This is a genomic window from Alteromonas sp. AWQ4_252, assembly GCF_056158205.1.
In genome coordinates this window covers 3,703,983-3,717,167 of the sequence record NZ_JBSWSV010000001.1, presented here as the reverse complement: position 1 = coordinate 3,717,167, position 13,185 = coordinate 3,703,983, and the positions used below count along the sequence as shown (strand labels likewise).

General features: G+C 45.6%; 10 protein-coding genes. 8 read left to right on the top strand and 2 right to left on the bottom strand.

All coding sequences use genetic code 11. The features are described from left to right. Positions 1-12 precede the first annotated feature (12 nt). The 4 genes from ACXACM_RS16355 (at position 13) to ndk (ending at position 1,929) form a co-directional block, all read left to right on the top strand. Entirely contained in the window at positions 13-369 is a 357-nt protein-coding gene (locus ACXACM_RS16355) for an iron-sulfur cluster assembly accessory protein (protein WP_474823062.1), read from the top strand. 12 nt (positions 370-381) lie between these two features. Further along, positions 382-915, top strand: coding sequence for a putative Fe-S cluster assembly protein SufT (sufT, locus tag ACXACM_RS16350; protein ID WP_474824397.1), 534 nt, complete (start codon positions 382-384; stop codon positions 913-915). Between the two features lie 21 nt (positions 916-936). Further along, a complete protein-coding gene (locus ACXACM_RS16345; RefSeq protein WP_474824396.1) occupies positions 937-1,350 on the top strand; it encodes a SufE family protein in 414 nt (137 codons plus the stop codon). A 147-nt stretch (positions 1,351-1,497) separates the two neighbouring features. Next, positions 1,498-1,929, top strand: coding sequence for a nucleoside-diphosphate kinase (ndk, locus tag ACXACM_RS16340; RefSeq protein WP_474823061.1), 432 nt, complete (start codon positions 1,498-1,500; stop codon positions 1,927-1,929). Positions 1,930-1,997: 68 nt separating this feature from the next. Here the strand turns inward: ndk and ACXACM_RS16335 are convergent, their stop codons facing one another. Next, a complete protein-coding gene (locus tag ACXACM_RS16335; RefSeq protein ID WP_474823059.1) occupies positions 1,998-2,468 on the bottom strand; it encodes a c-type cytochrome in 471 nt (156 codons plus the stop codon). 364 nt (positions 2,469-2,832) lie between these two features. On the opposite strand from ACXACM_RS16335, the gene ACXACM_RS16330 reads away from it, so the two are divergent. From ACXACM_RS16330 to ACXACM_RS16315, 4 genes are all read left to right on the top strand, one after another. After that, positions 2,833-3,744 (top strand): sialate O-acetylesterase, encoded by a 912-nt coding sequence (locus tag ACXACM_RS16330; RefSeq protein WP_474823058.1) that lies wholly within the window; start codon positions 2,833-2,835, stop codon positions 3,742-3,744. 299 nt (positions 3,745-4,043) lie between these two features. Next, complete coding sequence (locus ACXACM_RS16325; RefSeq protein WP_474823057.1) at positions 4,044-6,911, top strand: TonB-dependent receptor; 2,868 nt, start codon at positions 4,044-4,046, stop codon at positions 6,909-6,911. 175 nt (positions 6,912-7,086) lie between these two features. Next, complete coding sequence (locus ACXACM_RS16320; RefSeq protein ID WP_474823055.1) at positions 7,087-8,580, top strand: tryptophan halogenase family protein; 1,494 nt, start codon at positions 7,087-7,089, stop codon at positions 8,578-8,580. Positions 8,581-8,725: 145 nt separating this feature from the next. After that, positions 8,726-10,573 carry a glycoside hydrolase family 13 protein gene (locus ACXACM_RS16315; RefSeq protein ID WP_474824394.1) on the top strand — a complete coding sequence of 616 codons (1,848 nt, stop codon included), beginning with the start codon at positions 8,726-8,728 and terminating at the stop codon, positions 10,571-10,573. A gap of 116 nt (positions 10,574-10,689) precedes the next feature. Here the strand turns inward: ACXACM_RS16315 and ACXACM_RS16310 are convergent, their stop codons facing one another. Beyond that, positions 10,690-12,825 carry a M3 family metallopeptidase gene (locus ACXACM_RS16310; protein ID WP_474823054.1) on the bottom strand — a complete coding sequence of 712 codons (2,136 nt, stop codon included), beginning with the start codon at positions 12,823-12,825 and terminating at the stop codon, positions 10,690-10,692. Positions 12,826-13,185: the final 360 nt, after the last annotated feature.

Here is a 13,185-nt window from a genome sequence, read left to right as displayed (position 1 = left end):
CTGGAGGCGATAATGTCTGTAGAAACTTTTGTTCCTTCTCAAACTGTGGTGTCCCTGACTGATAGCGCCGTTGCGCATTTCGAAAAGAAAGTCAGTGCCAAACCCGGTAGTGTAATTCGCTTATCTACTAAAATGAGTGGTTGTACCGGCTATGCCTATGTCCTCGATTTGGCCGAAGCGCCACAATCCGATGATGAATTGGTAAGCGCGAGTGACACACTCACCGTGGCAGTAGCCAAAGACGCAGTTCAATTTGTAAAAAACACCGAAATTGATTACGTTCTCGAGGGCGTAAATGGTGTAATCAAATACAACAACCCTAATGTCGTGGACGAGTGTGGCTGCGGCGAAAGTTTCAATATCGGTTAATACATTTTGGCTATAGCACAGAAAATGGTAGTCACCGAGCGTGACTGTAAAGCTCGCCTTGTTCCCGCCGGTCAGGTGACCACTATACCCGGCGGAGAATTCGTCAGTATCACTCAGGAGTTGGGTGGTAATTATACCATCACCTGGCGGGGCAACATGTATCGCATAGATGGCACAGATGCCGACGCTATTGGGCGAAAGGCAATGGTGCTTGATTTCCCCTCCAGCGACGATGGATTAATAAATGAAAAACAGGTATGGGATGCGCTGGAAACTATCTATGATCCCGAAATCCCCATCAATCTGGTGTCCCTTGGATTAATTTACAAAGTAAATGTTGATCAGGATAGTAAAAAGGTGGAAGTGGAAATGACGTTAACCGCGCCCGGTTGTGGCATGGGCCCTGTACTCGTTGGTGATGTAGAGTATCGGATTGGCATGGTTCCCCACGTTAAAACTGTTGATGTCGATTTGGTATTCGATCCGCCGTGGTCGCGAGAGATGATGAGCGAAGAAGCCCAATTGGAAGCGGGTTTGTTTTTTTAACAATAGGGTTTAAACATGACAATGACATTGCCTGACAGTCAGGAAATTATTGATGATTTGGCGTTCTTCGATGACTGGGAGCAGCGTTATCAATATATTATTGATTTAGGTAAATCCATTCCAGGCCTACCTGAAGATGCAAAAACGCCGGACAAGCTGGTAAAAGGCTGTCAGAGTAGTGTATGGCTTGACTCCCGGGTGAATAACGGTGTAGTAACCTTCGATGTCGACAGTGATGCTGTGATTGTGCAAGGCTTACTGGCCCTGGTGATGGCAGCGTTTAACAACAAGACGCCACGGCAAATTCTTGACTTTGATATAGATAAGTACTTCGCAGAGCTTGATTTAGAACGTCATATTACGCCAACCAGAGGCAATGGACTTCGGGCAATTGTCACAAAAATCAAAACCCTGGCAAAACAGTCCATTAATTAGACTCTTTGTCATTTAAGGTTCATTAAAGCGCTGGTATGATGCAGCCACCCCTTTGCGAATATTGAAAGGCGATTATCGCTGGTCAAGCGCGATGTAATTGCCTATAATTCGCGGCCAAAATTTTAATGATTGATTGGAGACAGAAGAATGGCTCTCGAGCGTACATTTTCTATAATTAAGCCTGATGCAGTTGCTAAGAACGTCATCGGTGCGATTTACAACCGTTTTGAATCTGCAGGTCTGCGTATTGTTGCTTCTAAAATGGTACACATGAGCAAGGAACAGGCTGAAGGTTTCTATGCAGAACACAAAGCACGTCCTTTCTTTGGTGCGCTGGTAGATTTCATGACTTCTGGCCCTGTTATGGTTCAGGTTCTGGAAGGCGAGAACGCTGTTGTTAAAAACCGTGAAATCATGGGTGCTACTAACCCCGCTGATGCAGCGGCAGGTACGTTGCGTTCAGACTATGCAGCATCTATTGATGAAAATGCTGTTCACGGTTCTGATGCTCCAGAATCAGCAGCGCGTGAAATTGCTTACTTCTTCTCTGACGAAGAAATTTGCCCGCGTACTCGTTAATTCGAGTGTGGGGTTAAAAAAAAGGAGAGCTCAGGCTCTCCTTTTTAGTATCTAACAATCGGTTTCGACTAGTTTTCCTGTTCCGGGATGCGCAGTTCATAAAGTCTGTAGTCGCTGGTTCTGTAGGGCATCACCTTGTAAAGCGGTTGTAGGTAGGCCACCAGATCGACTAACTCTGCCACCGTCAGTTCATCGTTCACCACACGCATTAACGATTCACCGTTTTTACTCGTTAAACTCAGTGGCTGACGGGGCGTGAGTTTGTGCGATGGGTTTATTATACTGGTCACTAACTCGCCGTAAGTCTTAATGCGGGCGCTCGTTCCGCCGAGTACTATCGGTTTGGCGATGATATAGGTTGCCTCTTCAGGGGCATCTTGCCCGGCGATGCGGTGACAGTCTTGACACTGATACTTTGCAAATACTGCTCTGCCATTTTCTGAGTCACCCTCAGGCAGGCTAAAACCTCTGGGAGACTGGGCGCCCTGGTTGCACGCTAGCAATACTAATGAACTGAGTAAAATAAACATGTATTTCATATTTGCACTCCGTCGAACTGTAATTAGCGATCTAACTTTCATCTTTATTGTGGCTAAATTTTGAACGCTTGCTTTGATTCAGCTCAATAGATAATAAATTTCTGGTTTTGTACATTTGATAATGAATGCAGCTATGGCAGACGGCCAGGTTCCTCAATGCTATATAGTGCTGACAAATGGGTTAGGATGTCGATAAATGATATTGAACCCTTTCTTTGAAACGGCGGTGACGTATAAAGCAAATGAATTGTTAATGAAAACGTATTCATAGTGTAAGCCTACGGTGTTTCATTAATCTTGCGAGACAACACAGGGAGAAAGACATTTCCTCGTTTATTTACATTTGAGTTTTTAGGTGCTTATTATGAAACTGATACTGCTTGTTACGCTGGCCACTTTTTCTACGGTTGCGAATTCTGCTGAATTCTTAACATTTTTTTTCGCAGGCCAATCAAACATGGACGGCTACGGATACACCCGCGATCTTCCTGCTGCGCTGAATCAACAGCAAAATGTATGGCTGTTTCACGGCAATGGTGCCTTTGACAACCAGCCAGGTGCTGGCATTGGAAAATGGGAGAAGGTGCAACCTGGTCACGGGACGGGGTTCACCTTTAATGGTAAAGAGAATGTCTTGTCTGACCGTTTCGGCCCTGAATTGAGCTTTTCACACGCCATTAGTCGCGCTTATCCCAACAAAAAAATTGCGATAATCAAATATGCGGTAGGGGGAACTGGCCTGGCTTTAAACACGGGTTACAGCAATTGGTTTCCCGCTTTTTTTGAAGATGAAGGAAAGAATCAATACGATTTCGCGTTGCAGACTATTCAGAATGCGTTTGCAGCAAGGGATGTTGATGGTAATGGCGAAGGAGATGTGCTAATTCCAGCGGGTATAATATGGATGCAAGGAGAAGCTGATGCTCACACCAGCCCTGAATCTGCGAATGCGTATCTCGATAACCTAACGAACCTGATGGCCCTTTTCAGAGCCGCATTCCGCGCAGATAACATTCCTGTTGTTGTTGGCAAGATAACCGATTCCGAGTTAGGAGAAGAAGATATCATGCCGTTTATTTCTCGCGTTCACTTAGCGCAGCAGCTTTTCGTTGAACAAGACAGTTGTGCCACCTACATGACCAATACAAGTAGCTATAGCTACCTGCCGGAAGACCCTTGGCATTACACCAGTGAAGGGTTTATTGATATGGGGAGGGACTTTTTTAAAGCCTTCGATAAACTGTCGAAAACCTGTAATTCTGCCTTTCAACGCTAACCTCTTACGTCCTCAGCAAGTTAACTGACGCCCCTTTTTAGTCTTGAATCGTCTTCAGGCAATAAGAGAAAGGGGCCTGTCGTGTTATTCGCGCCACTACACACATTCTAAGATGTGTTATTCGTTATCTTCATGAGTATCTAATGTTAATGCTGTGTTGCATTAATTTTATTGAATACGTATGTAGTCAATTGTGCATTATCTAACTCCCCTATAGCATTACTCCCGATATGTTTTGTCATTGAATTGTTATAAGAACAACAAAAAGACAACAAAAATAACCGTATGGGACACCGTTTATGAAACAATTTAAACCCAACCTAATTAAAGCTGCGCTTATTTCAGGAGGCATGGCTTTCGGCAGTTCATCTGCGCTTGCACAAGACGCAAATACAGATGCACCAGAAGATGCAGAACTTGAAGTTATTCAAGTGAGCGGCATTCGTGGCAGCCTGCAACGTGCACAAGCTATCAAAATGAACAACACGTCCATTGTTGAGGCGCTATCAGCAGAAGATATCGGTAAACTGCCAGATACCTCTGTTGCAGAATCTTTGGCACGATTACCTGGTCTGGCTGGCGAACGCAGAAATGGCCGTACAAGCGGCCTCTCAGTACGTGGATTCAACGAAAACTATGTAGGTACCACACTCAACGGACGTGAATTGTTAGGTATGGGCGACAACCGTGGCGTAGAATTTGACCTTTACCCCACTGAAATTGTTTCTAATATCCTTGTATACAAAACACCTGAAGCAGGCTTGATGACACAGGGTATTGGCGGCACTGTCGATATTCAGACAGTGAGCCCGTTAACGGCACAAAAGACAATTGCCATTAATGCCAATTACGAAGTTAACCAGGAAGATTCCGGCAACCCGGATTTTGATAACAAAGGGCACCGCCTGTCGTTTAACTTTGTCGATCAATTTGCCAACGATAAGCTTGGTGTAGCGTTTACCATTGCTGATATGGAATCGCCCCGTCAGGAACAACACTTCCGGGGCTGGGGATATGCAGACGCCGATCCTAGTAAAGCCGCAGATGGCGTTACCGTTCCTGAAGGTACGGTTATTCTGGGTGGTCACGATTCATTCACTCGTTCTGCCATGCTAGAGCGTACGTCTGTTGCAGGGGTTATTGAGTATGCTCCTACCGAAGATTTGAAAATTCAGCTGGACGCGCTTTATATCGATTTTGAAGAAAACGATGTAAGACGTGGCGTAGAAGAGGGGGGCGCTGCATGGGGAACACAGGATTACACCATCACTGGCGTTGAAGATGGTTTGGTGACTTCTGGTTATTACGACGGTTTCCTGTCTGTTATTCGAAATGACTCAAGACAGCAAAAATCAGAATTGACCACATTTGGCCTTAACGTGGAATATATTGTCAACGAAGACTGGACAGCAACGCTGGATATTTCCAGCGGCAAAGTAGATAAAACCATTACGGACATTGAAAGTTACTCAGGTGTTGGCCGAGCAGGCGTTGATGGACGCCCGTTAACCCCGCGCGCCTGGACGATGTCATCCACTGGCGTTGTGTATAGTGATCATCCAAGCCTCGACAGCGTTGATCTAGCCGACCCCACACTAGTACGTCTGGCAGGTCCACAAGCATGGGGTGGTTCACTCGAACCCGTGGAACGTTTTCAAGGGGTTGAAGGTTTTGGTCCTAACACCGCGCAGGATGGTTTTGTAAACGAACCTGTATTCGAGGAAACGCTGGATGCTATACGCCTTGATGTAAAAGGCTATGTGGATTGGGGGATCTTTACTACCTTTACCGCTGGCGTAAACTATCAGGAGCGGGAGAAGCAAAAAGATAATAATGGCGCTTTTCTCACATCACCGGTATGGCCTGACGCAAAGCTTATTCCCAACCCGGTTGGTGTTGCAGATTTGAGCTTCATTGGTATTGAAGGTGTAGTGGCGTACGATGGTTTAGGTCTGTACAGAGACGGTTACTATATCGAAACTGAAGCTGAATTGTTTGAAAATGGCCGGTTAGGTGACTCTTATACTATCAAGGAAGAAATCTTAACGACCTACGCAAAGCTTGATATTGATACAGAAATTGGCGATGTACTGGTATTTGGTAACCTGGGTTTACAAGTGATTAGCGTGGACCAAACCGGTGACGGCTTCAACACTACAACCGGTCCGACAGGCTTCACTTCAGTGGCTGCTGTGAGCGACGGTGATTCTTATACTGACGTATTGCCCACGTTAAATTTAAGCTTTGAAGTTGCAGAAAACCAATTTATTCGTACAGCACTAGGAAAAGTATTAAGTCGCCCTCGTATGGATGACATGAGGCCCAACAATACAGTAAGCTTTACGTTTAACGATCAACAAATTGTTTCAACTGACGTAGCGAATGGACCTTGGTCAGCAAGTGCTGGTAACGCAAGACTGAAGCCACTGGAAGCAAACCAGTTTGATATAGCATACGAAAATTACTTTGCAGATTCTGGTTACTTTGCCGTCAGCTTCTTCTACAAAGATTTAACAAACTGGCACATTGCAGGACAAACCATTGGCGACTTCTCCGATTCTTATATTGAAGGGTTTCACCAAACATCGGGTCAAACAGATATAAACGGTGATGGTGTTGCCGATGAGAACGACATTGTGCCTCCGGGTACGTTTAATGGAATCGTAAGTTTCCGCGAAGATGGTTTGGAAGGGTTCGTGAGAGGATGGGAATTCCAGGGAAGTTTGCCTTTGGATATTATTCACGACTCCCTCGAAGGCTTTGGTGTGTTTGCAAGTGCTACCTTCCTGGACGGTCAATTCGACAACGGCGATGCTGTGCCCGGATTATCGGAAGAATCGTACTCCTTTACTGCTTTCTATGAAAGTAACGGTTTCGAGTTTCGCGTGTCGGGTACGAAACGTGACCCCTTCAGTACAGAAACCCGTGCTATCAGCCTGTCACTGGCACAAATCGATGATCGCGGTGGCGAGCAATGGGATGCGCAAATCGGATACGATTTCAGCGAGTCAGGTATAGAGTCACTGGAAGGTTTGCGTATCACCCTTCAGGGGCAAAATCTGACCGACGAACCTACTGTTCAGGCAAATCCTGGAGATGGGCGTCAAATCACGCAATATCAGCAATTTGGACGTAACTTCCTGCTGGGTGTGAACTACACTTTCTAAAAGGAACCTTGCCCTCTTCACAAACCAGAGGGCATTTTTACGGTACACAAATAGTCTGAATGAAAAGCTCCATTGGTCACACTGAATGGGGCTTTTTTCTTTTTATTTATGTAACCTGTTAGCTTTGGTGTGGCATGACCCAAGTTGAAGTGAATGTGATGATGGTAGTGGGCAAATGACAAATAACGCAATTAGAAACGTGGTTATTGTAGGTGGCGGAACCGCAGGTTGGATTTCGGCAGCAGTGATTCAACGCCTCCTTGGTGCAACGGTAAGTGTCAACCTTATTGAGTCGGAGGATATTGGTACGGTAGGCGTTGGCGAGGCAACTATTCCGCCGATAAACCTGCTTAACAATATGCTCGGTATTGATGAAAAGGAATTTTTACGTGAAACAAAGGCGACAATGAAGCTCGCTATTCGGTTTGAAAACTGGCGTGTTAATGGTGAGCAGTACTATCATACCTTTGGTGCGCCAGGTAAGAGCTTTGCATTTTGCCATTTTCATCACTATTTCAAACGTGCTCAACAACTTGGCCTTAAAGATTCCCTATGGGACTACGATTTAAATTACCTGGCGTGTGAAGCGGGTAAATTCGCTCACATAAAATCGCCTGACCCAATCATTGAAATGCCCTATGCGTACCACTTTGATGCATCACTTTACGCCCGCTTCTTACGCAAAAAATGTGAGCAAATGGGAGTAGTTCGCACAGAAGGTATCATTACGGGTGTTCAACAACACTCAACAAATGGCTTCATTGACAGTGTAACCCTTAAAGACGGTAGAAAAATATCTGGAGATTTGTTTATCGATTGTTCGGGCTTTAAGGGTTTGCTGACGCAGCAGACGCTAAATACCGGTTACGAAGATTGGTCTCACTGGTTGCCTTGTGATCGCGCCGTGGCCATACCCTCAGAACGTCACGAAACAACCAGTCCTTTCACAAGGTCTATTGCTCATACCGCAGGTTGGCAATGGCGTATTCCCTTGCAACATAGAAACGGTAACGGACTGGTTTACAGCAGTCACCACTATTCTGATGAGCAGGCCGTTGAATTGCTTTCAGCCAATCTGGATACTGCGCCGCTGGCCGACCCGAATTATATTCAGTTCAGAACGGGAAGAAGGCGTAAGCAGTGGCATAAAAACGTTGTGGCTATCGGTTTATCAAGCGGGTTTCTGGAGCCTCTGGAATCCACTAGTATTCACCTTATTCAATCAGCAGCAGTACGCCTTGTGCATTTATTCCCTCACGCTGGAATTAAACAAAAACAAGTCGAAGAGTATAACAATCAGTCGCAAATTGAATTTGAACAGATCCGCGATTTTATTATTTTGCATTATCATGTTAACGAACGCACAGACAGTCAGTTTTGGAAAGACATGCGAAACATGGAGGTGCCTGAAAGCCTGACGCATAAAATTGAGCTGTTCAGAGCGTCAGGCAATTTATTCAGGGAACAAAATGATTTATTCCTTGAGAGTTCGTGGTTGCAGGTGCTTGTAGGGCAGGGCGTGAAGGCCGGTGATTACCACCCTCTGGCTAACGGGGTGTCCGAAGAGAAACTACTTGAACTGATGACTAATATTAAGAAGATAAAAAACGAACCCGTGGAGAAGCTGGCTGACCACGACGAGTTTTTACGCCAATATTGCCGAATGTAGCGAGCATGAATACGTATTCACCGCATTGGCGTTACTCTGTTGAGCCAGTAAGATTACCTCTGATTACTTTTTAACAAAAATTTAAAATAAAGGGGTTGCTGTGCATACTTTTCATAGATTCAGGTTCACGGTATTTCTTTGCTCGTTGCTGGTATTTTCAGTAGCAGCACCAGGCGCCATAGCTGCACCCTCGCAGAAGGCAAATTCAATGAGAGCTTATCCACCAAATTGGTGGGTAGACATGAAAGTTGCCACGGTTGAAATTATGGTACATGCCGAGGATGTGGCTGACGATAGTGTTTCTTCGGGGAACGGCAATGGCAAGTTGGTATCAGTATTAAGTCTCGACAGTCCCAACTATATTTTTATCACTCTGGATATTACTCAAGCCACCCGGGGTGACGTAGCACTGGTATTTAAAGATTCGGACGGCAGTGAGAGAACATTGCATTATTCACTTGAGGCGCGTCGTGCTGGCTCAGGGGAGCGCAAAGGCTTTGGGCCCGAAGATGCAATTTACCTCATCGCGCCGGACAGGTTTGCCAACGGCTCAATGGAAAATGATACGGTTGAAGATTATGCGGATGTGCTCAAACGCGCAGATAAGGGCGGCCGCCACGGTGGTGATATTCAGGGAATTATTAACCATCTGGACTACATTCAGGAAATGGGTTTTACGCAAATCTGGAGTATGCCATTACTTGAGAATGCTATGGACACTTACAGTTATCATGGCTACTCAACCACAGACTACTACCGCGTCGATCCGCGCTACGGCAGCAACGAAGAGTATGTCAACCTGAGCAAGGCTGCCTCCCAGCGCGGAATTGGACTTATTATGGATATGGTCCTCAATCACATTGGTAGTGAGCATGTATGGATGCGAGATATGCCATCCAATGACTGGATCAATAACGGCGGTAAGTTCGTGGGTACGACTCACAAGCGAGAAACCCTTCACGACCCCCACCTGATAGAAAGTGATAGAACTGGCTTTAGTGACGGGTGGTTCGTACCAACCATGCCTGATTTGAATCAACGTAATCCCCATTTGGCTAATTATCTCATTCAAAACGCCATATGGTGGGTCGAGTATGCTGATTTAAGCGGTATTCGCGTTGATACTTACTCTTACTCAGATAAAGACTTCCTTTCACAATGGACCAACAGGTTAATGCAGGAATATCCAAACCTGAATATTGTTGGTGAAGAGTGGTCGGTTAATCCAGCAATTACTTCTTATTGGCAAGCGGGAAGCTATCGCCACGATGGATACCACAGCGCATTACCTTCAGTCATGGATTTTCCACTTCAGGAAGCCGTAGTAAACGCGTTAAACAGCGAAGAGCGGTGGGATGCCGGTTTTATTACTATTTATGAAACCCTGGCCACTGATTTTCTGTACGGCGACGCCAACAATCTGGTGATATTCCCCGACAATCATGACATGAGCAGAATTTACACTCAGGTTGATCACGATGTGAGAAAGTGGAATATGGCGATGACAGTGTTTCTTACTACTCGCGGGATCCCCCAGGTGTTTTACGGTACAGAAATCCTAATGCACAACACAGAAAGTGATGATCACGGGATCATCCGTACTGATTTTCCTGGCGGCTGGCCTGACGACAAGAATAAAAACGGATTTACCAGTGAGGGGTTAAGTAAAGACGAACGTTGGGCTCAGAAGCGGGTGAAGCAGCTTTTATCGTTGCGCAAGAAGTACCCCCAAATCTTTAAAGGCGAAATGAAGCATTATGCTCCCGAGGACGGCATATATACTTTCTTTCGAACCACGGGCAAGGCAGATGAAGACATGTTGATGGTGGTACTGAATAAGAAAGAAACGGCGCTTAATCTATCGAAGTACGACACTATGTTGTCCGGGCATACGACTTTATCCCGTTTACGTGATGGCAAAACCTTCGGTGTAGATGAAACCCTCAAACTAGCTCCAATGTCTGCCACGGTTTTTATCGTGAGCGCTGATTAATCCTACGCGATATGAAATGATTAAAACACAGGATAAAAAAGGGGAAGCGATAATCGCTTCCCCTTTTTAGTAATCCTGGTAATTCAGGTGCAGGTTAGACCTATTGGACAATGTTATTAATCGGTTAAGCCTCTGCGTTTCATCAGCGCTTCAACACCAGGCTCCTGGCCTCTGAACTGAATGTAATTTTCCATTAGATCTTCGCTATTCCCTTTAGACAGTATTTCTTTGCGGAAAAGATCACCGTTTTCTCGGGTAAGTCCACCATTTTCAGTCATGTGTGCAAAGGCGTCAGCCGCTAACACCTCAGTCCACAAATAAGCGTAGTAACCCGCAGAATAGCCGCCCGCAAAGGTATGACTAAAATAGGCTGATTTGTAGCGCGGTGGTGCTGGCGCGTAATCAATTCCGTGCTTAGCCAGTGCCGCTTTTTCAAATGCAGCCACGTCAGTTACTTCAGTATCTGCACCTAACATATGCCATTCCATGTCCAAAAGTGCAGCGGCGAGATATTCCACTGTATTGAAGCCTTGATTAAACGTCACGGCTTTCATCATTTTATCAAGCAGTGCCTGCGGAATTGGCTCTCCAGTTTGGTAATGTTTAGCATAATTTGCTAATACCGCAGGGTCAATAGCCCAGTCTTCGTTAAACTGAGACGGGAATTCAACAAAGTCCCGGGCCGTGTTTGTGCCAGCAAGACTTGCGTACTTCACCAACGAGAACAAACCGTGGTCGGCGTGGCCGAATTCATGAAACAAGGTCTGTGTTTCGTCAAAAGACAAAAGCGTAGGTTCACCTGGCGCTGGTTTAACAATATTCAACTCGTTGTAAACCACGGGTTTGGTGCCATTCAACAACGACTGAGTGACAAATGCACTCATCCACGCGCCGCCGCGTTTACCTTCTCTGGCATACGGGTCGAAATAGAATAAACCGATGTTAGAACCGTCGTCGTTGAACACTTCAAACAAGCGAGCATCCTCAACATAAACCGGCAGGTCCGTGCGTTCTTTAAAGGTAATGCCGTAAAGTTTTTCCATGGCGAAGAACAGTCCATTTTCAAGTACCGAGTTAAGCTCGAAGTAGGGTTTTACTTCACTGTCATCTAAATCATATTTAGCTTTTCTGACTTTTTCAGCATAGTATGCCCAATCCCAAGGTTGAACCGGACCATCAACGCCTTCTGCCTGCATGATTTGTTGAATGTCTGCGGCCTCTTGCTTGGCTTTTTCAACGGCCTGAGGCGCTAAATCATCAAGGATTCTAAAGACGTTTTCAGGCTTTTTAGCCATTTGGTTTTCAATTTTATAGCTTGCCCAGTTTGGAAAGCCTAGCAGCGCCGCTTTTTCAGCGCGAAGTTTAGTCAGTTTAAGAATAATTGGCCCGTTTACCTCAATGGCACGATTTGCAGAGGTTTCCCATATTTTTTGACGCAGTTCACGATTTTGTAAACTTGAAAGAATAGGTTGGCGGGTGGTGTTCACCAAGGTGATCATATAGCCTTCTTCACCGACGGCCTCAGCAGCAGCCTTTAGACCTGCAATAGCGCTATCAGATAACCCTGCTAACCTGGCTTTATCCGTAACAATAATGGTGTCGTTTTTGAAGGATGCCAGTACATTCTGAGAGAAGTCAGTTTCAAGCTTTGTGATGGCTTCGTTAATGCCGCGAATTTTTTCTTTTTCCTGGTCAGAGAGGTTTGCCCCAGCGCGGATGAATCTCTCGTAAGTTTTCTCAGTCAGACGCTTGTCTTCACCTTGTAATTTATCGCGCTCGTCATATACCGATTTTACCCTCTCAAACAATGGGGCATTAAGGTAAATGGAGTCACTGTGAGCAGTGAGACGAGGCGACATTTCTGCTTCGATCCGCTGAATTTCATCGTTGGAAACGATACTCGACAGGTTGAAGAACACGGTTGCGACCCGGTTCAGTAATTCACCACTTTGTTCAAGGGCCAGAATTGTATTGTCGAAGGTTGGTGTATCGCCATTGGTGGCGATAGTGTCAATTTCTTCGCTGTGCGCTTGCATGCCTTGCTCGAAGGCCGGTTCGTAGTGTTCGATTTTGATCTTGTCGAACTCCGGAGCCTGATATGGGAGCGGACTCGGCTTGAGTAAAACATTTTCACTTATCGTTGATTCGCTAACAGGGGTGTCAGTCATCGTATTTTTACTTTCGTTATTAGGGCTGCATGCTGCGAGCGCTATAGCGGACAGGATTGCGGAAGCGAGGATAGATTTTTTCATTAACTTCTCCGAATGGTTCCGGCTTTGTTGCCGGATTATTGTTGTAAATACCTGCCCACTTTACCAATGCATGTTAACTGTAACAATGGGCTCAAACCTGGCGATTGTAAAGTTTGTCGAACAGACATTAGCCGTAGCGCACTGATTTGCTTGCACCCGGCTTTCTAAGTGGTTTTGGCTGTGGTAGAATGCGCGCCTAAATTTTGTGCAAAACCACATCATTCATTGTTGTTTTCCCCCGTCGCGGTTTATCTCTAAAAAGGAAAACGCAGTGAAGCATTCGCTCTTCAGGGATGGTCAGCAAAGTATCGTCTGTCAAAAAGGCTTTCATGAGGCAGGTAAGGGATGTGGTCACAATCG

What these genes read in the sequence shown, in the direction of transcription:
- ACXACM_RS16335 (WP_474823059.1), bottom strand. Translation starts at nt 2,468, where the DNA reads ATGAAATACATGTTTATTTTACTCAGTTCATTAGTATTGCTAGCGTGC.
- ACXACM_RS16345 (WP_474824396.1), top strand. Translation starts at nt 937, where the DNA reads ATGACATTGCCTGACAGTCAGGAAATTATTGATGATTTGGCGTTCTTC.
- ACXACM_RS16330 (WP_474823058.1), top strand. Translation starts at nt 2,833, where the DNA reads ATGAAACTGATACTGCTTGTTACGCTGGCCACTTTTTCTACGGTTGCG.
- ACXACM_RS16320 (WP_474823055.1), top strand. Translation starts at nt 7,087, where the DNA reads ATGACAAATAACGCAATTAGAAACGTGGTTATTGTAGGTGGCGGAACC.
- ndk (WP_474823061.1), top strand. Translation starts at nt 1,498, where the DNA reads ATGGCTCTCGAGCGTACATTTTCTATAATTAAGCCTGATGCAGTTGCT.
- ACXACM_RS16325 (WP_474823057.1), top strand. Translation starts at nt 4,044, where the DNA reads ATGAAACAATTTAAACCCAACCTAATTAAAGCTGCGCTTATTTCAGGA.
- ACXACM_RS16355 (WP_474823062.1), top strand. Translation starts at nt 13, where the DNA reads ATGTCTGTAGAAACTTTTGTTCCTTCTCAAACTGTGGTGTCCCTGACT.
- ACXACM_RS16310 (WP_474823054.1), bottom strand. Translation starts at nt 12,825, where the DNA reads ATGAAAAAATCTATCCTCGCTTCCGCAATCCTGTCCGCTATAGCGCTC.